The organism is Methylobacterium sp. Gmos3, from assembly GCF_056430985.1.
The window spans coordinates 302,827-323,629 of the sequence record NZ_JBWJYL010000001.1; the positions used below are offsets into that span (position 1 = coordinate 302,827).

Genomic DNA, 20,803 nt, shown 5'->3' on the forward strand with positions numbered 1-20,803 from the left:
GCGTAGGCGGCGGTCCGCAAGGCGGGACGGCTGCCGACCCACCGCTCTCAGGCGATGATGTCCGGCGTCAGCACGTCCTCGATATGGGAGATCCGGTCCCGCAGGGTCAGCTTGCGCTTCTTCAGCCGCTGGATCTGCAACTGATCGCCCGCCACGTTCTGCTCCAGCGCCTCGATGGCGCCGTCGAGGTCGCGATGCTCCTCGCGCAGCCGGACCAGTTCCGCTTCGAGATCGGACTGCCCGTTCTCACCCGACTCAGCCGCCATCGCACCCTGGAAAACCGAAACCCCTTCGAAGGTCAGAAGCATGCGTCACGCCTCGGCGGTGGGCAAGCGCCGGAGCAACCCTTGCGAAAGGTTGCCCAGCGAAAACGCTTCGACAGGCCCGCGAACCTGTGTCAGTCTGCCCGTGTCAGAACAATGACAGGAGATTCGCCTCATGTCGCTGCAGACGCATCTGAGCCAACTCGCCCGCAAGCACGAAGCCCTCGAGCGCGAGATTCAGGAGGCCATCCACAGGCCCTCGGCAAGCGACCAGCAGATAGCGGAACTCAAGCGCCGAAAACTTCACCTCAAGGATGAGATGAACAGGCTCCAAGCCAACGGCACCTTGCACTGACCCACCTCAGATAGGCCAAGGCAGGCCGCGCCGCTCCCCACAGGACGGCGCGGCTTTTTGATGCCCGAAGGTCCGGGCGGCCCACCGATGACGGTGCGGCCGGCGATCTGGTAAGCTCGGCGCGAGACGGCGGAAGACCGTCGCACGACCCCGAGGACACGCCATGCCCGCGAGCCGCTACGCCGAAACCCACGCCGCCGCCGCGCGCGACCCCGAATCGTTCTGGCTGGACGCCGCCCGCGCCATCGCCTGGGACCGGATGCCGGAACGGGCCTTCGACGGAGCCCAGGGCCCCTACGGGCGCTGGTTCCCGGATGGCCGGCTCAACGCCTGCTACAATGCCGTCGACCGGCACGCGGAATCCGAGCGCCGCGACCAAGTCGCGATCATCCACGATTCGCCCGTCACCGGCACCAAGCGGACGATCACCTACGGCGCATTGCGCGACGAGGTGGCGACGCTCGCCGCCGTGCTCGCCGACCTCGGCGTCGGCAAGGGCGACCGGGTGGTGATCTACATGCCGATGGTGCCCGAGGCGATGGTCGGGATGCTCGCCTGCGCCCGGCTCGGCGCGGTGCATTCGGTGGTGTTCGGCGGCTTCGCGGCCAACGAGCTCGCCAAGCGCATCGAGGACGCGCAGCCGACGGTGGTGCTCGCCGCCTCCTGCGGCATCGAGCCGAACCGGGTCGTCGCCTACAAGCCGCTCCTCGACGCGGCCATCGCGGCCTCCGCGCACAAGCCCTCGGCCTGCTTGATCTTCCAGCGCCCGCAATGCCGGGCCGACCTCGACCCCGCCCGCGACCACGACTGGGCCGAGACGATGGAGGCCGCGCGGGCGGCGGGGAAGCATGCCGGTTGCGTGAGCATGGCGGCCACGGACCCGCTCTACGTCCTCTACACCTCGGGCACGACGGGCAAGCCGAAGGGCGTGGTGCGCGACACCGGCGGCTACCTCGTGGCGCTCGCGTGGTCGATGCCGAACCTCTACGGCGTCGCCCCCGGCGAGACCTATTTCTGCGCCTCGGACATCGGCTGGGTCGTCGGCCATTGCTACATCGTCTACGCGCCGCTCCTGCACGGCTGCACCACGGTGCTCTACGAGGGCAAGCCGGTGGGCACGCCGGATGCCGGCGCGTTCTGGCGGGTGCTGGAAGAGCACAAGGTCGTGTGCCTGTTCACGGCGCCGACGGCTTTGCGCGCCATCAAGAAGGAGGACCCGCAGGGCGAACTCGTCGGCCGGCACGACCTGTCGGCCTTCCGCTCCCTGTTCCTGGCGGGCGAGCGGGCGGACCCGGATTCCGTCGCCTGGGCCGAGCGGGTGCTCGACCGGCCGGTCATCGACCATTGGTGGCAGACGGAAACCGGCTGGCCCATCGCCGGCAACCCGGTGGGGCTCGGCCTCCTGCCGGTGAAGCGCGGCAGCACCTGCGTGCCGATGCCGGGCTACGACGTGCGCGTCCTCGACGAGGGCGGCAAGGAGGTGCCGGCGGGCACGATGGGCACCATCGCGATCCGCCTGCCCCTGCCGCCCGGCTGCCTCCCGACCCTGTGGGGCTCGGACGAGCGGATGCGCGAGAGCTACCTCACCACCTTCCCCGGCTATTACGACACGTCGGATGCCGGGATCATCGATGAGGATGGCTACATCACCGTGCTCGGCCGCACCGACGACATCATCAACGTCGCCGGGCACCGGCTTTCGACGGGCGGGATGGAGGCGGTGCTCTCCGCCCACCCGGACGTGGCGGAATGCGCGGTGATCGGCATCCGCGACGCGCTGAAGGGCGAGGTGCCCTGCGGCTTCGTCGTGCTGAAGGCCCGCGTCACCCGGGACCCCGCCGAGATCGAGCGGGAACTTGTGGCCAAGGTGCGGGAGGAGATCGGGCCGGTGGCGGCGTTCAAGCTGGCGCTCACCGTGCCGCGCCTGCCCAAGACCCGCTCGGGCAAGATCCTGCGCGCCACGATGAAGCGCATCGCCGACGACGAGCCCTGGACCATGCCGGCCACCATCGACGACGCGAGCGTCCTCGAGGAGATCGGCGACAGTCTCAGGACCCGCGGGATCGGCGGCTAGGGCTTACTCCGCGTCGTCGTCATCGCCCGGCAGGCCGATGCCGGCGGCCGGATTCGTAAGCGAGCCGGTCGCGGTGGGTCCGCTGTCGGGGCTCGTCGGGATGGCGCCGGCACCCATGGCGATCATCCCGGCCATGGCGCGCTCCTTCTCGGGGATGCGCGGATCGCGGGAGATCATCTCGGCCTCGCGCTGGAGGCGCATGTTGCAGGCGCGGGAGGGAAGCCCGCCCTGCGGGGTGCAGGCATCGTGACGGGCGCAGGCCGCGTCGAGGGCATCGATGGGGGGCAGGGGGGCGTTGTTGCCCGGCCCGCAATAATTGCCGTGGATCAGCATCTTCGGCCCACCGAAGGCGGCAGGCTGGGCCTGGGAGGCACCCGCGAGGGCGACGCAACCGGCGGCGAACACGAACGGGGCGGTGAATCTCGGAAGCATCATGATCGGAATCCTGGGCGATCTCGCCCCCTCAGGCGGCTCGCTTGGGCCGCCGCAGCGCGGCGACGCACACAAAACAGGCCTTCCAATCGGCGGGTTCCCGGTTCGGGACGATGGAGCCGCTTGGCCGCACCGCAGCACCGCCCCAGATTGACCCCATGCCGGAGGACCCCATGACCGTACGCCTGTTCGAGCCCCTGACCCTCGACTCCCTCACCCTGGAGAACCGGATCCTCATCGCGCCGATGTGCCAGTACTCGGCCCGCGACGGGGAGGCGACCGACTGGCACATGATGCATCTCGGGCACCTGGCCATGTCGGGCGCCGGCCTGCTGACGCTGGAAGCCACCGCCATCTCCCCCGAGGCGCGCATCACCGCCTGGGATCTCGGCCTCTACAACGACGGCTGCGAGCGGGCGCTGGCCCGCGTCCTCGGCGCGGTGCGCGAATACGCGCCGATCCCGGTCTGCATCCAGATCGCCCATGCCGGCCGCAAGGCGTCGAGCGACACCCCCTGGTCCGGCGGCAAGCAGATCGCGCCGGATCACCCCTACGGCTGGCGGACCGAGGCGCCGTCCCCGGTGGCGCATGGCGAGGGGGAGGTGCCGCCGCACGCCCTCGACGCCGCCGACCTGAAGCGGGTGCGCGAGCAGTTCGTGGCCACCGCCAAGCGCGCCGTGCGCCTCGGGATCGAGGCCGTGGAGTTGCACGGCGCCCACGGCTACCTGCTGCACCAATTCCTCTCGCCCATCGCCAACAAGCGCACGGACGAATACGGCGGCAGCCTCGCCAACCGGATGCGCTACCCGCTGGAGATCTACGACGCGGTGCGGCAGGTCGTGCCCGCCGGTTCGCCGGTCTGGTTCAGGGTCTCCGCGACGGATTGGGTCGAGGACGGTTGGGACCTCGACGAGACGGTGGAACTGGCCCAGGCCCTGAAGAAGGCGGGCTCCCCCGCGATCCACGTCTCGAGCGGGGGCGTCTCGCCCAAGCAGGCGATCAAGGTCGGGCCGGGCTATCAGGTGCCCTATGCCGAGCGGATCAAGGCCGAGACCGGCCTCACCACCATCGCGGTGGGCCTCATCACCGAGCCGAAGCAGGCCGAGGACATCCTGGCCGAGGGCAAGGCGGACGCGATCTCGCTGGCCCGCGCCATGCTCTACGACCCGCGCTGGCCCTGGCACGCGGCGGCCGAACTCGGCGCGCGGGTGCACGCGCCGAAGCAATATTGGCGCTCGCAGCCGCACCACCTGAAGGACCTGTTCAAGGACACGGCCTTCGGCCAGCGGTAAACACCCACCCCCCGTCATCCCGGGGCCGCGCAGCGGAGCCCGGGATCCAGAGCCGCCGACCGTGCCGGACCCAGCGCCCCCGGCGCGTCTGGATCCCGGGCTCGCCTTCGGCGCCCCGGGATGACAAGCGCGGCGGGGCGGCGGCGTCTTGGATCGCCGCCGTCATCGCGCGGCTCACTCCGGGTCGTGCGCGGACGGGAAGGGCAGCTCGACCGGCGGCGGCAGCGTGGCGGGGTCGATGCCCATCCCGGTGAGGTGTCGCTCGCAGGCCGTCCGCACCAGGGCGACAAGCTCATCCAAGCGGGCGAAGCCGTAGGTCAGTTCCTCGTAGGTGATCTTGTAGTGCTTCGAGTAGCGCGCCTTGATGTAGGCTTGGTAGATCAGTTCGAAGCAACGGCGGGTGAGGCCGTGGTTCGGCGGCCAGACGGCCCGTAGTTCCGGCACCAGGGCCTCTGCCTTCTTGCGCAGGTTGCGGATGTTGTGCGAGGGCGCGGCATAGAGCGTCAGCGTGAGCAGCACGCAGGTATAGGCACGCTCGGCGGTCTGATGCGCCATGAACGCGGCATCCCTCCAATTGCCGAGCTTCATCGCGGCCTTGCCGACTTCCAGTCCGCCCTCAGCGTAGGGCAGCCAGCCCTGGAAATTGCCGATCGTCTCCTCGCGGACGATCTCCGGCGGCATCTCACCCGGCGAGGCCAGGGGAAAGCCCTTCGCCTCATAGAGGGCAATCCCCTCGCGCTCGATGTTGAGGAAAAACGGACGCCCCCGGGCGATCTGGTCGTTTACGTCGGCGTAGGTGTGGAGGATCAAGCCGACCTCGGGAAAGCGCTCATCGACCATGCGCCGGCGCAGCAGCCGGTCGTCGGCGTCCTCCCAATACTCGGCCTTGTCCGTCAGTTGCGGATAGTTGACCACGACGAGGATGTCGAAGTCCGACAGGTAGTTGGTCTGAGGAGAATCCACGAAGTCGCCCCGGGCGAAGGACCCGAACAGAACGATCTTGAGGATGCGTCCGCCCCGGGTCCAGGCTTGGGTGCCCCGCTCGGTCTTCTTCTCGAACTCCTCCAGCAGGACGCGCACGACGTCCGCGAGTTGCCGCTGCCGCAGGCGGGGGAGGTGATCGAGGCTGGTCTTCATCACGCGGGCACCGGGGCCCCCGAGGGGCACCCGCCCGCCTCTACACGATCCGACCCATCGTATCGAGCGACGGCGCCGCCGGGCCGGCGGCAAGCTCCCACCCCCCCGTCATCCCGGGGCCGCGCAGCGGAGCCCGGGATCCAGAGCCGCCGATCGTGCCGGACCCGGCGCCCCTGGGCGCGTCTGGATCCCGGGCTCGCCTTCGGCGCCCCGGGATGACAAGCGCGGCGCACGCGATCCGGCGTCTTACTTCGCCACCGCTCCGATCATCGGCCCCAGTGGCCGCCCGAGATCGGAGCGCCCGAGGTTCGGCGCGTAGAGGCTCGACACCGAGCCGTCGAGGAACAGGGCGTTGCGGCAGCCGAGGTCGTCGCGGAACAGCCGGGCGAAGGCGCCGAAGCTCACCGGACGCTCGGAAATGGCGAAGACCGCCACATGGCCCCCATCGCGGGTGCCGACGCCGTTGCGGATCTTCTGCGACGGCCCGTCCGCCGTGATCTTCGGGTGGATCTGCCCCTCGATCACCAGCATCGGCCCGGATTGCGTGGCGAAATCCGGTTTCAGATGGGCGCGCAGATAGCGCGGCGTGTCGAGCACGCCGGCCTTCTCGCCCTTCACGTAGAACACGCCGTTGGGCTTCAGGTGGAAATTGCCCGGCCCGTCCGCCGTCGAGACGCCGTGCAGCTCGTGCCCATCCTCGACATAGAGACCGACCGGCGCCTGATCCTTGTCGTACATGCCGCCGTTCATGGCGAAGGCGAGCTTCGGACCCTGCGCCTCGGCCAGCGCCTGGAGAGAGGAATAGGCCTGCCCGTCCGGCCGGCGCCAGAACACCCGCAGGCGGCGCTTGCGCAGATCGACGGTGCAGATCGTGAAGCTCTCGCCCTGGGCCTGGATCGCCCGGCAGGGCTCGCCCGCCTCGGGGGCTGCGCGAACCGGGTGAGACAGGGCAAGGCCGGCGACGAGGGCGAGGAAAGCCGAACGAAGGAGCATGGAACGCATCATCAGGTGGATCGCGCCGTCCCTCTGCCGTCCGAAAACGGCGGTTTTCGCGCAGGGCCGTCGCCCGGTGTGCACGGGACCGTGACCGCCTGCCGCGCATGCCGCGCGAACCGTTTTGCCAGGCTGCACGTTTCAGCATCGAAGGGGTTCTGAATTCTTGGAGACGTAAGATGAAGGGTGCAGTGCTCGGTTCTGCGCTTCTGGCGGCCGGCGCCCTGGCGCTTGCGCCGGTGAGCGCCGACGCCCGCGGGTTCGGCGGTGGCGGGTTCCACGGCGGCGGCTTCGGCGGCGGGTTCCATGGCGGCGGCTTCGGCGGCTTCCGTGGCGCGGGCTTCCGCGGCGGTTACGGCGGCTTCCGTGGCGGCTACGGCGGCTATCGCGGTTACGGCTATCGCGGCGGCTACGGTCGCGGCATCGGCTTCGGCCTGGCGGGCTTCGGCCTGGGCCTCGCGGCGGGCGGCCTCTATGGCGGCTACGGCGGGTATGGCTACCCGGGCTATGGCTACGGCTACGGCGGCGGCTACGCCCCGGTCGGCTATTACGGTGGCGATTACGGCTACGGCTACGGCGGCGGCTGCTACACCGTCCCGCGCGTGCGGTGGACGCCTTACGGCTACCGCCGCGTGCTGGTCGAGCGCTGCTACTAAGTCCGGCAGACGCACGAACCGAAGGGGCCGCCCGCGAGGGCGGCCCTTTTCTTTGGACTTGCCGCAAACGCCGTTGGACAGTCTCCGGCACCCGGCCGATACTCCCGCCAAAGCGGGAGTGAATCATGGATACGGTCGGCGGACAGGGGACGGCGCCGGGCGCCGAGGCGGTCGAGATCCGGGACGCGAGTCTCACGGCCTTCTACCGCTCCATGACGAAGCCCGAGCGGAACACCTTCTGGGCCTGCGCCGCCGGCTGGTGCCTCGACGGCATGGACTTCATGATCTACCCGCTGGTGATCGGCACGATCATCGCGCTGTGGAAGGTCGATCCCGGCACGGCGGGGCTCGCCGCTACGGTGACGCTGCTGGCCTCGGCGCTGGGCGGCTGGATCGCCGGCTTCATGGCCGACCGGATCGGCCGGGTGCTCACCCTGCAGATCACCATCCTCTGGTTCTCGTTCTTCTCCCTGGTCTGCGCCTTCGTGCAGAGCTTCGAGCAACTACTCGTGGCCCGCGCCCTCCTCGGCCTCGGCTTCGGTGGCGAATGGGCGGCCGGCGCGGTGCTGATCGGCGAGACGATCCGCGCCGAGTTCCGGGGCCGGGCGGTGGGCTCGGTGCAGTCGGGCTGGGCCATCGGCTGGGGCCTCGCCGTGCTGTCGCAGGCGATCCTGTTCTCGGCGCTGCCGCCCGAGAGCGCGTGGCGCTGGATGTTCGCCGTGGGCGCCCTGCCGGCGCTGCTGGTCTTCTACCTGCGCCGCCACGTGAAGGAGCCGGAGGTCGCCGTCCGCACCCGCGCCGCCGCCGCCGCGAGCGGCGACCGGCCGAAGCTGTGGGAGATCTTCTCCGGCCCGATCCTCGGCACCACCATCCTCGCCTCGCTGGCGGCGGCGGGCTGCCAGGGCGGCTACTACGCCATCACCACCTGGGTGCCGCGCTTCCTGACGACGGAGCGGCACCTCTCCATCGTCTCCTCCACCGGCTACCTCGCCGCGCTGATCGTCGGCTCGTTCACGGGCTACCTCGTCGGCGCGTGGCTCGCCGACAAGCTCGGGCGGCGGCCGCTCTTCCTGATCTTCTCGCTCGGCGCCATCGCGGTGATCGTCGCCTACACGCAATTGCCGCTCTCGAACGGCGTGCTCTGGCTGCTCGGCTTCCCGCTCGGCTTCTTCGCCTCCGGCTACTTCTCCGGCATGGGCGCCTTCCTCACCGAACTCTACCCGACGCGCCTGCGCGGCTCGGGGCAGGGCTTCTGCTACAATTTCGGGCGCGGCCTCGGCGCCCTGTTCCCGGCCCTCGTCGGCTACCTGTCGGAGCGGGTCGGGCTCGCCTCGGCCATCGCCCTGTTCGCGGCCATCGCCTACGGCATGTTCTTCCTCGCCGCCTTCGCCCTGCCTGAGACGCGCGGGCGCGTCCTCCACGCGGACACCTGACCATGAGCGACATCCGCGACTGCCCGGCCCCCGATCCGCATCCCGGCGGCCCGACGCGCTACGCGGTGCCGCCGGGCGCCGTCGACACCCACGCCCACGTGATCGGCCTGCCGCCGGCCTATCCGTTCGTGGCCGAGCGCAGCTACACCCCGCCCGAGGCGCCGGCGGCGCGCTACCTCGCCATGCTCGATGCCACGGGCATGGCGCACGGCGTCCTCGTGCAGGTGAGCGTCCACGGCACGGACAACCGGCTGATGGTCGAGACCCTCAAGGCGAACCGCCAGCGCCTGCGCGGCATCGCGGTCATTCCGCTGGGCCTGCCGGAGCGCGACCTCGCCGACCTCAAGGAGGCGGGGGTGAGGGGCCTGCGCCTCAACGTGCTGTTCGGCGGCGGGGTCGGCCTCGATCAGCTCGAGCGCTACGGCGCGCTCGCCCGTGAGATGGGCTGGCACCTGCAATTCCTGCTCGACGCGCGGCACCTGCCCGAGATGGCCGGCCTGATGGCCCGCCTGCCGGTGCCCCTGGTCTTCGACCATATGGGCCACATGCCGGCCTCGGCCGGAGTGGACCATCCGGGCTTCCAGGCGCTCCTCGGCCTCGTCCGGGATGGGAATTACGTGAAGCTCTCCGGCGCCTTCCGCGTGTCGGACACCGGACCGCCCTACGCGGACACGATCCCCCTGGCCCGCGCCCTCAACGACGCGGCGCCGGAGCGCTGCCTCTGGGGCTCGGATTGGCCGCATGTCGCCGCCTGGGACGGGCCGCCGAAGCTTCCGGCGCTCCTCGACCTGATGGCAGAGTGGGTGCCCGACGCGGAACGCCGCCGGATGCTGTTCGTCGACAACCCGAAGCGGCTCTACGGATTCTAGTGCGGTTCCGGTTTGATCGGGATCAGCGGCTCAACCGTCTTTGCGAGCGGCAGCGAAGCAATCCAGGGTGGCGGGCCGCTTTCGGACGTGGCGGATCCCTGGATTGCTTCGCGCCGCTCGCAAAGACGGGAGACACGGCATGAGCCGAGTTTCCCCGAGACTGTTCTAGCGGCGGCGGGGCTCGTCCTGCGGCAGGTGGCGGCCGTAGACCTCCTCCTTCTCCGCCCGCTGGCGGAGTATCTCGGCATAGGCTTCGCGCATCTCCGGGGACACGGAGATGCTCTTGCCCTTGGTCGGCTTGCGCCTCGGCGCCTTCTTGAAGGTGTCCGCCGTCTCGCTCATGCGATGCCCTCCGGTCCGGGCGGGGATCGCGGCCCCCGCCTGCGCGGGCCGCAGCCAACGCAGCAAAGGCGCGATTCGGCAAGGGCATAGGGCTGCGACACACGGGAAGGCCGCGATCCGCCGTTGACAGGATCGCCCGGCCGGCTTCCCCTTCCGCAACTTGCAAGGAGTGCCCATGCCGCTGGACCCGACGCTCGCCGCCGAGATCGAAGCCGCCGTCGCGGAGGGGTTCGACGCCCAGGTGGAGCACACGCGCAACCTCGTCCGGTTCGCGTCGCTGCGCGGGCAGGAGCAGGCCTGCCAGGATTACGTGTTCGAGACCTTCCGCGCGCGGGGCTATGCTGCCGAGCGCTTCGCCATGGACCGGGCGGCACTCGACGCCCATCCCGGCGGCGGCCGGATCGACGAGCGCCATTCGGACGCACCGATCGTGGTCTGCCATCACCGGCCGGCGGGGCAGGCGGGCCGCTCGTTGATCCTGCAGGCGCATGTCGACGTGGTGCCGACCGGCCCCCTCGACCTGTGGCGCCACCCGCCCTTCGACCCGGTGATCGAGGGCGACTGGCTCTATGGCCGGGGCGCCGGCGACATGAAGGCGGGCCATGCGGCCAACCTCTTCGCCCTCGACGCCCTCGGCCGGCTCGGCCTCCAGCCGGCCTCCGCCGTGACGATCCAATCGGTGGTGGAAGAGGAATCCACCGGCAACGGCGCGCTGGCGGCGCATCTGCGCGGCTACCGCGCGGACGCGGTGTTCATCCCCGAGCCGGAGGACGAGGCCCTGGTGCGGGCCAATACGGGGGTGATCTGGTTCACGGTGGAGGTGCGTGGCCGTCCCGTCCATGTCCGCGAGATGGGCGCGGGCGCCAACGCCATCGACGCCCTGTGGCGGGTGGTGGGGGCGCTGCGCGAAGTCGAGGCGCGCTGGAACGACGAGCGCGGCCGGCATCGCCATTTCGAGACCGAGGCTCACCCGATCAACCTCAACATCGGCCGCATCGCCGGGGGCGACTGGGCTTCTTCGGTGCCGGCCTGGGCGCGGGCCGATTGCCGCATCGCCCTCTATCCCGGCACTCGGGCGGCCGATGCCGCCGCCGAGATCGAAGAGGCCGTCGCCCGCTTCGCTTCGGGCGATGCGTTCCTGGCGCTGAACCCGCCCCTCGTGCGGTTCAACGGCTTCATGGCCGAGGGCTACGTGCTGGAGGAAGGCTCGGAGGCCGAGGCCGTGCTCGGCCGCGCCCACCAGCGGGCGACGAGCAAGGCGCTCACCAGCTTCATGTCGCCGAGCTATCTCGATACCCGCGTCCACGCCCTCTACGAGAAGGTGCCGGCCCTCTGCTACGGCCCCCACGCGGAGAACATCCACGGCTTCGACGAGCGCGTCAGCCTCGCCTCGGTGAAGCGCTCAACCACCGCCATGGCCCTGTTCGTGGCCGAATGGTGCGGGGTGGAGCGGAAGCCCTGACGCGACGTCATTGCGAGGCGGAGCCGAAGCAATCCAAGGCGCGACCTATCCGAAAAGGGCAGTGCCGGGTGGATTGCTTCGCTGCGCTCGCAATGACGATGTGGGTCTCTACGGGATGAGCCGGTCGGCCCGCAGCTGCGCGAACAGGTCGAAGAAGGCGTCGTCGGTCGGCTCGTAGGCGGTAAAGCCGAGGCGGCGGCTCCGGCTCATGTCGGTGACGACCTCGACGGGCCGCCCGAGATCGGCATCCGTGTGCCACGCGGAAGCGAGCTTGGTCAGGTCCGGCTCCGCGAGGTTGTGGCGCTTGGCGATCTCGGCCCAGAGGGGGCCGTCGCCGGCCATGCGCGGCTCGAGCGGACGATGCGTGCCGTCGAAGGGCGCGGCCTCGATCCCGAACCAGTCCGCGAGGCGGCCCCACATCCAGCTCCAGCGGAAGACGTCGCCGTTCACGACGTTGAAGGCGAGGTTCTCGGCCTTGGGCTCGGTGGAGGCCCAGAGCAGGTGCCGGGCGAGCAAGCGCGCATCGGTCATGTCGGTCAGGCCGTTCCACTGTGCCGCCGAGCCGGGGAACACGAAGGGCTCCCCCTTCTCGCGGCACAGGGTGGCGTAGCAGGCGAGCGTCGTGCCCATGTTCATGGCGTTGCCGACCGCCTTGCCGATGATCGTGTGCGGGCGGTGGACGCTCCACGCAAACCCGTCGCGCTCGGCCGCCGCGAACAGGGCGTCCTCCTGCGCGTAGTAGAAGTTCTCGATGGGCAGGCGCCCCTGCTCCTCGCGGAACGGGGTCTGCGGCAGGGTGCCCTTCCCGTAGGCCTCGAACGGGCCGAGATAGTGCTTCAGCCCGGTGACGAGGGCGGCGTGGCGCAGGCTCTTCTGCGGACGCAACACGTCGAACACGCCCGCGACCATCGCCCCGTTCACGCGGATCATCTCCGCTTCCGTGTCCCGGCGCTGCCATGTCGCCAGCACCAGATGGGTCGGGGCGAGATCCTTCAGGGCGGCCTCCAGGGAGGCGCGGTCCTGCAAATCGGCGGCGACGGGCTCCACGCCCTCCTGCGCCACCGGGCGCCGGGCGAGCCCCGCGACGCGCCAGCCCTCGGCGGCGAAGCGGGACGCCGCCGCGCTGCCGACGATGCCGCTCGCGCCGACGATCAGGACGGTATCGGTCATGGGTCAGCCTCGTTCCGCCCCTTCGACGGGGCAACCTGTCCGGCTGCAACCCGTGAGGCGGGGGAGGGTTCAGGCCACCCGGTCGATGGCCGCGCCCAGCACCTCGGCCATCTCGCCGATCTGCCCCGGCTCGACGATCAGCGGCGGCGACAGGGCGACGATGTCCCCCGTGACGCGGACGAGGAGCCCGCGCTGGAAGCAATCCACGAATACCTCATAGGCGCGCTTGCCCGGCGCGTCGGGGCGCGATTCCAGTTCGATGCCCGCGACGAGGCCCAGCGTGCGGATGTCGATGACGTGCTTGCGCCCGCGCAGGTCGTGCATCGCGGAGGACCAATCCCCGCTGAGGTCGGCAGCGCGGGTGAGAAGCCCTTCCTCCCGGTAGATGTCGAGCGTCGCGATACCCGCCGCGCAGGCGACCGGATGCCCGGAATAGGTGTAGCCGTGGAACAGTTCGATCCCGTCCGGCCCCTGCATCAGCCCGTCATGCACCTGCCGGCTCGCGAAGACCGCGCCCATCGGCACGGTGCCGTTGGTGAGGCCCTTGGCGGCGGCCACGAGGTCCGGCGTCACGCCGAAATAATCGGTGGCGAAGGGAGCGCCGAGGCGTCCGAAGCCGGTGATGACCTCATCGAAGATCAGCAGGATGCCGTGCTTCGTGCAGATCTCGCGCAGGCGCTCCAGGTAGCCCTTCGGCGGCACGAGGACGCCGGTCGAGCCCGAAAGCGGCTCCACGATGCAGGCGGCGATGGTCTCGGCGCCGTGCAGGGCGACGAGGCGCTCGAGATCCTCGGCGAGTTCGGCGCCGTGCTCCGGCTGGCCCTTCGAGAAGGCGTTGCGGGCCGGATCGTGCGTGTGGCGCAGGTGGTCCGCGCCGGGGAGCTGCGGGAAGACCCGGCGGTTCGAGACGATGCCGCCCACCGAGATGCCGCCGAACCCGACGCCGTGATAGCCGCGCTCGCGCCCGATCAGCCGGGTGCGGGTGCCCTGGCCGATGGAGCGCTGGTAGGCCAGCGCGATCTTGAGGGCGGTGTCGACCGATTCTGAGCCGGAATTGGTGAAGAACACCCGGTCGAGGCCGCCCGGCGCGATCTCCGCGAGGCGTTCGGCGAATGCGAAGGCGATGGGGTGGCCCATCTGGAAGGTCGGCGCGAAATCGAGGGTCGAGAGCTGGCGCTCCACCGCCGCCGCGATCTGCCGTCGCCCGTGGCCGGCATTCACGCACCACAGGCCGGCGGTGCCATCGAGGACCGTGCGCCCGTCATCCGCCGTGTAGTGCATCCCCTCGGCCGAGACGAGCATGCGCGGCGCCGCCTTGAACTGGCGGTTCGCCGTGAACGGCATCCAGAAGGCATCGAGGGAGGGGGTGTTGCGCGAGCGATGGTCGGTCATGGACGGGCTCCGGCTCTGTCCCGGCCAGGGGATACCCAATCGCCTGTAGCAACAAGTCCTTTTCTGGTGCGCGCCAACCCCTTGCGGGAGCGTGTGCGGAGGCTGCACTGTTGCGGGATCCGCAACACCTGCAACGGAGCCCGCCCATGGACGTCGATGTCGGCGAGCGCCTGCGCTTCGTGCGGGTGCGCCACGGCCTGTCGCAGCGCACGCTCGCCAAGCGCGCGGGCGTGACCAACTCGGCGATCTCGCTGATCGAGGCGAACCGGGTGAATCCCTCCGTCGGCGCGCTGAAGCGCATCCTCGACGGCATCCCCATCGGCATGGCCGAGTTCTTCGCCGTCGAGCCGGAGCCGGAGCGCAAGGCGTTCTTCGCCGCCGAGGAGCTGACCGAGATCGGCCGCCGCTCGGCGCGGGGCGGCATCTCCTTCCGGCAGGTAGGCGACAACCTGTTCGGCCGCCGCCTGCAGATCCTGAAGGAGCGCTACGAGCCCGGCGCGGATACCGGCCGGGTGCTCCTCAGCCATGACGGGGAGGAGGGCGGGATCGTGCTCAGCGGCCGATTGGAGGTCACGGTCGGCGAGGAGCGCCGCATCCTCGGCCCCGGCGACGCCTACAGCTTCGACAGCCGCCGCCCGCACCGCTTCCGCTGCGTCGGCCCGCAGCCTTGCGAGGTGGTGAGCGCCTGCACGCCGCCGAGTTTTTGAGAGACCCGCACCCGTCCCGCCCACGCCCTCATCCTGAGAGCTTGGCCGAGACGATGTGCATTCCCCTCGCCCCGCTTGCGGGGAGAGGGCCGCGACGACCCTGTCGTCGGCGCGGCGAGGCGGCAGCCGAGGGTGAGGGGGTGTGCCGAACGAGACTCTTCCGGTGATCCCCCTCACCGCCGCTCCGGCTGCGCCTCCGCTTCCCGCCGACACGACGAGGTGTCAGCGGGCCTCTCCCCGCAGGCGGGGAGAGGGGAAAGGAGGATCGGTATGGAAAAGCTCGCCGAGCGATCCCCTTCACCGCTTGCGCACGAACTCCGTGCGCAGGACCAAACCCTTGATCGTGTCGTGGCGACAGTCGATCTCGTCGGGGTCGTCCGTCAGGCGGATCGAGCGGATCACCGTGCCCTGCTTCAGGGTCGTGCTCGTGCCCTTGACCTTGAGGTCCTTGATCAGCGTCACCGAATCACCGTCGGCAAGCGCATTGCCGGCCGCGTCGCGGACCACGATAGCGGCAGGTGCGGAGGCCGCGCCGGGGGGCAGCCACTCGCCGGTGGCTTCATCGTACACGTAGGATTCGTCGTCGCCGGTCACGTCTTGGGGCTCCCGCCGCAGCGTCCCCTCCCACGGGGAACGACCTGTCAAGCGTCGCCGTTGTCGCGCCTCGCCCGGCGACGGGCAAGGGCAGGACGCGCAGGGCAGCACCGCTCCAAGGCGGCACCGCCCCGCGAACGCCTTACCGCTTGAGCGGACCGGCCTCGATCACGTCCTCGACGGTCCGAAGGCCGGCGCGGGGGGAGTTCACAAGGCAGGCCATGTTGCCCGGCGGGTGCTGGTTCTTCCACATCTTGGTGTGCGCCTGGGGGATCTTGTCCCAGGGGAAGACCTCGCTCATGCACGGGTCGATCCGGCGGTCCAGCACGAACTGGTTCGCGGCCGAGGCCTGCTTGAGATGGGCGAAATGCGAGCCCTGGATGCGCTTCTGGCGCATCCACACGTAGCGGGCGTCGAAGGTGATGTTGAAGCCGGTCGTGCCGGCGCAGAACACCACCATGCCGCCGCGCTTCACCACCAGCGCCGAGACCGGGAAGGTCGCCTCGCCGGGGTGCTCGAACACGATGTCGACGTCGTTGCCCTTGCCGGTGATGTCCCAGATCGCCTTGCCGAACTTGCGGGCTTCCTTGGTCCAGGCATGGAATTCAGGGGAGTTCACCTTCGGGAGCTGGCCCCAGCAATCGAAGTCCTTGCGGTTGATGACGCCCTTGGCGCCGAGGCTCATCACGTAGTCGCGCTTCGACTCGTCCGAGATCACGGCGATGGCGTTGGCGCCGGAGGCCGCGCAGAGCTGCACGCCGAACACGCCGAGGCCGCCGGAAGCGCCCCAGATCAGCACGTTCTGGCCCGGCCGCACGGTGTGCGGGGCGTGGCCGAACAGCATCCGGTAGGCGGTGGCGAGGGTCAGCGTGTAGCAGGCGGCCTCTTCCCAGGTGAGGTGCTTCGGCCGGTGCATCAGCTGGCGCGACTGCACCCGGCAGAACTGCGCGAAGGAGCCGTCGCCCGTCTCGTAACCCCAGATGCGCTGGGTCGGCGAGAACATCGGGTCGCCGCCGTTGCACTCCTCGTCGTCACCGTCGTCCTGGTTGCAGTGGACGATGACCTCGTCGCCGACCTTCCAGCGCTTCACCTTGGCGCCGACCTTCCAGACGATGCCCGAGGCGTCGGAGCCGGCGATGTGGTACTCGCCCTTGTGCACGTCGAAGGGCGAGATCGGCTCGCCGAGACCGGCCCAGACGCCGTTGTAGTTGACGCCGGCGGCCATGACATAGACCAGCACTTCGTCGTCGCCGATGTCCCACACCGGCAGGACTTCGAGCTGGTGCGACTGCTCCGGCGGCCCGTGGCGCTCGCGCCGGATCGCCCAGGCGTACATCTTGGCCGGCACGTGACCGAGCGGGGGGATTTCCCCCATCTCGTACAGGTCCTTGACCTCGCGACCCGCTTCCTGGACCGCAGCGCTCGCCGCCATGTCGATCTCCTCGCTCACACGCGGTCTTATGCAGTGCCGCGGTTCTTCGGCTTCCGGCTATAGCTGCGTTGCGAAGAGCCTCCAAGTGGGCCGAAAGTCTGAGAAAGCCGGCTTCTCACAGGAACGACGCCGCTCCGCAGAGCAGAGCCTTCGCGCATTCAAAATCCGTTTCTCGAACGGCCAAACATTATTCGGCCGGGACAGGCAGGATGCCCCACCAATTCAGTCGTGGCGGGGTGCTTCGTCGGCCGCCCAGAGGTGTTGCGCGGCATAGCCCCGGTAGGGTCGCCAGGCCTCGGCATGGGCGACGAGTTCGGCCGGGCTCGGGCGGCCGGTGCCCCGGTCGAGGGCCCGCAACAGCCCGACATCGCCCACCGGCAGGGCATCCGGCAGCTTGAGCGCGCGCATGGCGATGTACTGCGCCGTCCAGGGGCCGATGCCCCGGATGGCGGTGAAGCGCGCCACCGCGTCCTCCAGGCTCGAGGCCGGGGCGAACAGGGCGGGATCGGCCAGAACGGCCGCCGCGAGCGCCCGGATCGCCGCGCCCCGGGCGCGGGGCATGTTGAGGACCAGGGCGACATCCGCCTCCACCAGATCCTCCGGGGCCGGGAACAGCCGGTTGAGTGTGCCGATGGCCGGCACGGGCGTCCCGAACGCCTCCGCGAGGCGCCCGGCGAGGCGTCGCGCGGCGGCCACCGACACCTGCTGGCCGAGGATCGCCCGGCATCCGGTTTCGAACGGGTCCCAGGCGCCCGGCAGGCGCAGCCCCGGCCGCGCGGCGACGAGGGGCGCGAGACGCGAATCGCGCGAGAGGCAGGCGCCGATGGCAGCGGGGTCGGCCTCGCAATCGAACAGGCGGCGCAGCCGTGCCGCGACGTCCGAACCGGCGGACGGGTCGAGGCCGGTGAGGGTCGCCACGAGCCCGTCCCCACCGGGCGCCACCGTCACGGTGCCGGCCCGACCGCCGAGGCGAACCGTGCGGGCATAGGGACCGCCCACGTCGGCGCGCTCGACGCCGGGAATCGCCCGCGCCGCGAGGAAGGCGCGCAGGCCCGCCCAATCGTAGGGCTGCCGGACGGGGAGGGTGACGATCACGGGAGGGAGGCCTCCGAAACGAGAAAGGCGGCCCGAAGGCCGCCTTCCGTCAGACGATCACGCCGGCCTCAGCCGCGCGAGTTGATCGGCACGTAGTCGCGCTTGTCCGGGCCGACATAGAGCTGGCGCGGACGGCCGATCTTCTGCTGCGGGTCCTCGATCATCTCGGCCCACTGGGCGATCCAGCCCACCGTGCGCGCCACGGCGAACAGCACCGTGAACATGTCGGTCGGGAAGCCCATCGCCTTCAGGGTGATGCCCGAGTAGAAATCGATGTTCGGGTAGAGCTTCTTCTCGATGAAGTACTCGTCCTTGAGGGCGATCTGCTCGAGCTGCATGGCGACTTCGAGCAGCGGATCGTCCTGGTGGCCGAGTTCCTTCAGGACCTCGTGCGTCACCTTCTGCATCAGGCGGGCGCGCGGGTCGTAATTCTTGTAGACGCGGTGGCCGAAGCCCATCAGGCGGAACGGATCGTTCTTGTCCTTGGCCTTGGCGACGTACTTGCCGACGTTCTCCGGCTTGCCGATCTCCATCAGCATCTTCAGCGCCGCCTCGTTGGCGCCGCCATGGGCGGGACCCCACAGGCAGGCGATGCCGGCCGCGATGCAGGCGAAGGGGTTGGCGCCCGAGGAGCCCGCCAGACGCACCGTCGAGGTCGAGGCGTTCTGCTCGTGATCGGCGTGCAGGATGAAGATCTTGTCCAGCGCCTTGGCGAAGATCGGATTGACCTGATACTCCTCGCACGGCACGGCGTAGCACATACGCAGGAAGTTCGAGGTGTAATCGAGGTCGTTCTTGGGATAAACGAAGGGCTGGCCGATCGAATACTTGTAGGCCATCGCCGCGAGGGTCGGCATCTTGGCGATCATGCGGATCGACGCGATCATCCGCTGGTTTTCGTCGGTGATGTCGGTCGAGTCGTGGTAGAAGGCCGAGAGGGCACCGACCGAGGCGACCATCACCGCCATCGGGTGTGCGTCGCGGCGGAAGCCGGTGAAGAACCGGTTCATCTGGTCGTGCACCATCGTGTGGCGCGTGACGCGGTAATCGAAATCGGCCTTCTGCGCCTCGGTCGGCAGGGCGCCGAACAGCATCAGGTAGCAGGTCTCGAGGAAATCGCCCTGTTCGGCCAATTGCTCGATCGGGTAGCCGCGATAGAGCAGCACGCCCTCGTCGCCGTCGATGTAGGTGATCTTCGATTCGCAGGAGGCGGTGGAGGTGAAGCCCGGATCGAAGGTGAAGGCCCCCGTCTGCGCGTAGAGCTTGCTGATATCGACGACATCCGGCCCGATCGTGCCGGATTTCACCGGCAAGTCGATCTGCTTTCCGTCCACGGTGATGGTGCTGGTGCCGCTCATGGGACGTGGACCCTTCTGATGGGACGTGACGAGACCGGTTCTGCTCCCCCGAGGCGCCCCCGGACCCGAGAGCGCACCGCTTTTGTTGCGGTTGCTCACAGAACCCTCGGTTAGCCGAACGGCAGTGCAGCGGCAACGGGCCGGGTGACAAAGCCTGCCGCCCGCAATGCGAAAACCGGGCCGATTCAGCCCTGCGGAATCTGGTCCCCCAGGCGGGCCAGGCACTCGGTCCGGCCCAGCACGGCCATCACGTCGAACAGGGGAGGGGATGTGGTGCGACCGGTGAGCGCCGCACGCAGAGGTTGCGCCACCTGCCCGAGCTTGCAGCCGGTCGCCTCGGCATGCTGGCGCACCGCACCCTCGGTCGCCGCCGCGCTCCAATCGGGCAGGGCCTCCAGCGCCGGCAGCACCGCCGCGATGCGGGCGCGGCCCTCGTCCGAGAGCAGGGCCTTGGCCTTGTCGTCGGGCACCAGCGGCCGGGCGGCGGTGAGGTAATAGGCGCTGTCGAGGAGTTCGATCAGCGTCTTGGCGCGCTCCTTCAGGCCGGGCATGGCGAGGGTGAGCTTGTCCCGCAGGTCGTCGGGCAGGGGCACGGGGATGCCGCGCTCCGGGCCGACCTGGGGCAGGATCGCCTCGATCGCCGCCACGAGGTCGGCGTCGGTGCTGGTGCGGATGTAGAGGCCGTTGAGATTCGCGAGCTTCACGAAATCGAACCGCGAGGCCGAGCGGCCGACCGCGCCGAGATCGAAGGCCTGGATCATCTCCTGCGTCGAGAAGACTTCCTGGTCGCCGTGGCTCCAGCCGAGCCGGACCAGATAGTTGCGCAGGGCGGAGGGCAGGTAGCCGAGGTCGCGATAGGCCTCGACGCCGAGCGCCCCGTGGCGCTTCGAGAGCTTCGCCCCGTCCGCCCCGTGGATCAGCGGGATATGCGCCATCCTCGGCACCTCCCAGCCCAGCGCCGAGAAGATCTGGCTCTGGCGGGCGGCGTTGGTGAGGTGGTCGTCGCCGCGGATGATCTGCGTGACGCCCATGTCGTGGTCGTCCACCACCACGGCGAGCATGTAGGTCGGCGTTCCGTCCGAGCGCAGGAGCACGAGGTCGTCGAGGTCGCGGTTCGCCCAGGTGACGCGGCCCTGCACCGCATCGTCCACCACGGTCTCGCCCTCCAGCGGAGCCCGCAGGCGGATCACCGGCTTCACGCCCTCCGGCGCCTCGGAGGGATCGCGGTCGCGCCAGCGCCCATCGTAGCGCAGCGGCTTGCCCTCGGCGCGGGCCTGCTCGCGCATCTGGGTCAGCTCGTCCTGCGAGGCGTAGCAGCGATAGGCGCGGCCGGCGGCGAGCAGCCCGTCCACCACCTGCCGATGGCGCTCGGCGCGGGCGAACTGGAACACGACGTCGCCGTCCCACTCCAGGCCGAGCCACCTCAGCCCTTCGAGGATCGCGTCGATGGCCGCCTTGGTGGAGCGTTCCCGGTCGGTATCCTCGATGCGCAGCAGCATCCGCCCGCCGTGGTGGCGGGCATAGAGCCAGTTGAACAGGGCTGTGCGCGCCCCGCCGATATGGAGGAAGCCGGTGGGCGAGGGGGCGAAGCGCGTGACGACGGGAGACGACATCTTTGGTTTTCGGACTGGCGGGGGCGGCCGGCGGCGGCCGGGACCGGATTGCGGTGGAAAGCGCGGCGACGCAAGTTCGATCCCTGCCCGTCGTCGCGTCGGCGCGTTCCGCTGACGGCGACAGGGCATTGCTC

20 protein-coding genes are annotated in these 20,803 nt (G+C 69.9%); 8 read left to right on the top strand and 12 right to left on the bottom strand.

What is annotated here, in order from left to right; translation table 11 throughout:
* Positions 1–47: 47 nt before the first annotated feature.
* Positions 48–266 (bottom strand): YdcH family protein, encoded by a 219-nt coding sequence (locus ACS5Q7_RS01535; RefSeq protein ID WP_478338010.1) that lies wholly within the window; start codon positions 264–266, stop codon positions 48–50.
* Positions 267–438: 172 nt separating this feature from the next.
* Between ACS5Q7_RS01535 and ACS5Q7_RS01540 the strand changes: the two genes are divergently transcribed.
* A complete protein-coding gene (locus ACS5Q7_RS01540; RefSeq protein WP_342163593.1) occupies positions 439–618 on the top strand; it encodes a YdcH family protein in 180 nt (59 codons plus the stop codon).
* 163 nt (positions 619–781) lie between these two features.
* Positions 782–2,692, top strand: coding sequence for a propionyl-CoA synthetase (locus ACS5Q7_RS01545; protein WP_478337663.1), 1,911 nt, complete (start codon positions 782–784; stop codon positions 2,690–2,692).
* Positions 2,693–2,695: 3 nt separating this feature from the next.
* Here the strand turns inward: ACS5Q7_RS01545 and ACS5Q7_RS01550 are convergent, their stop codons facing one another.
* Complete coding sequence (locus tag ACS5Q7_RS01550) at positions 2,696–3,124, bottom strand: phospholipase A2 family protein (RefSeq protein WP_409564699.1); 429 nt, start codon at positions 3,122–3,124, stop codon at positions 2,696–2,698.
* A 173-nt stretch (positions 3,125–3,297) separates the two neighbouring features.
* On the opposite strand from ACS5Q7_RS01550, the gene ACS5Q7_RS01555 reads away from it, so the two are divergent.
* The gene (locus ACS5Q7_RS01555) at positions 3,298–4,416 is read left to right on the top strand and encodes an NADH:flavin oxidoreductase/NADH oxidase (RefSeq protein ID WP_478337664.1); all 1,119 of its coding nucleotides are present in this window, start codon (positions 3,298–3,300) and stop codon (positions 4,414–4,416) included.
* A 174-nt stretch (positions 4,417–4,590) separates the two neighbouring features.
* Here ACS5Q7_RS01555 and ACS5Q7_RS01560 read toward each other — a convergent pair whose 3' ends face one another.
* Both ACS5Q7_RS01560 and ACS5Q7_RS01565 read right to left on the bottom strand, forming a co-directional pair.
* On the bottom strand, positions 4,591–5,553 hold the full coding sequence (locus tag ACS5Q7_RS01560; RefSeq protein WP_478337665.1) for a HEPN domain-containing protein: 963 nt from the start codon (positions 5,551–5,553) through the stop codon (positions 4,591–4,593).
* Between the two features lie 246 nt (positions 5,554–5,799).
* Positions 5,800–6,546: a phosphodiester glycosidase family protein gene (locus ACS5Q7_RS01565; protein ID WP_478337666.1), complete on the bottom strand. Its 747-nt coding sequence runs from the start codon at positions 6,544–6,546 to the stop codon at positions 5,800–5,802.
* Between the two features lie 179 nt (positions 6,547–6,725).
* On the opposite strand from ACS5Q7_RS01565, the gene ACS5Q7_RS01570 reads away from it, so the two are divergent.
* The 3 genes from ACS5Q7_RS01570 (at position 6,726) to ACS5Q7_RS01580 (ending at position 9,504) form a co-directional block, all read left to right on the top strand.
* Positions 6,726–7,202 carry a hypothetical protein gene (locus ACS5Q7_RS01570; RefSeq protein ID WP_478337667.1) on the top strand — a complete coding sequence of 159 codons (477 nt, stop codon included), beginning with the start codon at positions 6,726–6,728 and terminating at the stop codon, positions 7,200–7,202.
* Positions 7,203–7,327: 125 nt separating this feature from the next.
* Complete coding sequence (locus tag ACS5Q7_RS01575) at positions 7,328–8,635, top strand: MFS transporter (protein ID WP_478337668.1); 1,308 nt, start codon at positions 7,328–7,330, stop codon at positions 8,633–8,635.
* 2 nt (positions 8,636–8,637) lie between these two features.
* Complete coding sequence (locus ACS5Q7_RS01580; RefSeq protein ID WP_478337669.1) at positions 8,638–9,504, top strand: amidohydrolase family protein; 867 nt, start codon at positions 8,638–8,640, stop codon at positions 9,502–9,504.
* A 165-nt stretch (positions 9,505–9,669) separates the two neighbouring features.
* On the opposite strand, the gene ACS5Q7_RS01585 is transcribed toward ACS5Q7_RS01580, so the two are convergent.
* Positions 9,670–9,846, bottom strand: coding sequence for a hypothetical protein (locus ACS5Q7_RS01585; protein WP_478337670.1), 177 nt, complete (start codon positions 9,844–9,846; stop codon positions 9,670–9,672).
* Between the two features lie 175 nt (positions 9,847–10,021).
* Between ACS5Q7_RS01585 and ACS5Q7_RS01590 the strand changes: the two genes are divergently transcribed.
* Positions 10,022–11,308: an ArgE/DapE family deacylase gene (locus ACS5Q7_RS01590; RefSeq protein WP_478337671.1), complete on the top strand. Its 1,287-nt coding sequence runs from the start codon at positions 10,022–10,024 to the stop codon at positions 11,306–11,308.
* 108 nt (positions 11,309–11,416) lie between these two features.
* Here ACS5Q7_RS01590 and ACS5Q7_RS01595 read toward each other — a convergent pair whose 3' ends face one another.
* Both ACS5Q7_RS01595 and aptA read right to left on the bottom strand, forming a co-directional pair.
* On the bottom strand, positions 11,417–12,478 hold the full coding sequence (locus ACS5Q7_RS01595) for an SDR family oxidoreductase (protein ID WP_478337672.1): 1,062 nt from the start codon (positions 12,476–12,478) through the stop codon (positions 11,417–11,419).
* Positions 12,479–12,547: 69 nt separating this feature from the next.
* Positions 12,548–13,870 carry an omega-aminotransferase AptA gene (gene aptA, locus ACS5Q7_RS01600; RefSeq protein ID WP_478337673.1) on the bottom strand — a complete coding sequence of 441 codons (1,323 nt, stop codon included), beginning with the start codon at positions 13,868–13,870 and terminating at the stop codon, positions 12,548–12,550.
* A gap of 146 nt (positions 13,871–14,016) precedes the next feature.
* On the opposite strand from aptA, the gene ACS5Q7_RS01605 reads away from it, so the two are divergent.
* Positions 14,017–14,577, top strand: coding sequence for a cupin domain-containing protein (locus tag ACS5Q7_RS01605; protein ID WP_478337674.1), 561 nt, complete (start codon positions 14,017–14,019; stop codon positions 14,575–14,577).
* A 297-nt stretch (positions 14,578–14,874) separates the two neighbouring features.
* Here the strand turns inward: ACS5Q7_RS01605 and ACS5Q7_RS01610 are convergent, their stop codons facing one another.
* The 5 genes from ACS5Q7_RS01610 to gltX all read right to left on the bottom strand — a co-directional run bounded on the left by ACS5Q7_RS01610 (position 14,875) and on the right by gltX (position 20,669).
* On the bottom strand, positions 14,875–15,171 hold the full coding sequence (locus tag ACS5Q7_RS01610; protein ID WP_478337675.1) for an alkylphosphonate utilization protein: 297 nt from the start codon (positions 15,169–15,171) through the stop codon (positions 14,875–14,877).
* 142 nt (positions 15,172–15,313) lie between these two features.
* Complete coding sequence (gene ccrA / locus ACS5Q7_RS01615) at positions 15,314–16,603, bottom strand: crotonyl-CoA carboxylase/reductase (RefSeq protein ID WP_478338011.1); 1,290 nt, start codon at positions 16,601–16,603, stop codon at positions 15,314–15,316.
* Positions 16,604–16,825: 222 nt separating this feature from the next.
* A complete protein-coding gene (locus tag ACS5Q7_RS01620) occupies positions 16,826–17,698 on the bottom strand; it encodes a DNA-3-methyladenine glycosylase family protein (protein WP_478337676.1) in 873 nt (290 codons plus the stop codon).
* Positions 17,699–17,766: 68 nt separating this feature from the next.
* On the bottom strand, positions 17,767–19,056 hold the full coding sequence (gene gltA, locus ACS5Q7_RS01625; RefSeq protein WP_478337677.1) for a citrate synthase: 1,290 nt from the start codon (positions 19,054–19,056) through the stop codon (positions 17,767–17,769).
* Positions 19,057–19,241: 185 nt separating this feature from the next.
* Positions 19,242–20,669 (bottom strand): glutamate--tRNA ligase, encoded by a 1,428-nt coding sequence (gltX, locus tag ACS5Q7_RS01630; RefSeq protein WP_478337678.1) that lies wholly within the window; start codon positions 20,667–20,669, stop codon positions 19,242–19,244.
* Positions 20,670–20,803 lie beyond the last annotated feature (134 nt).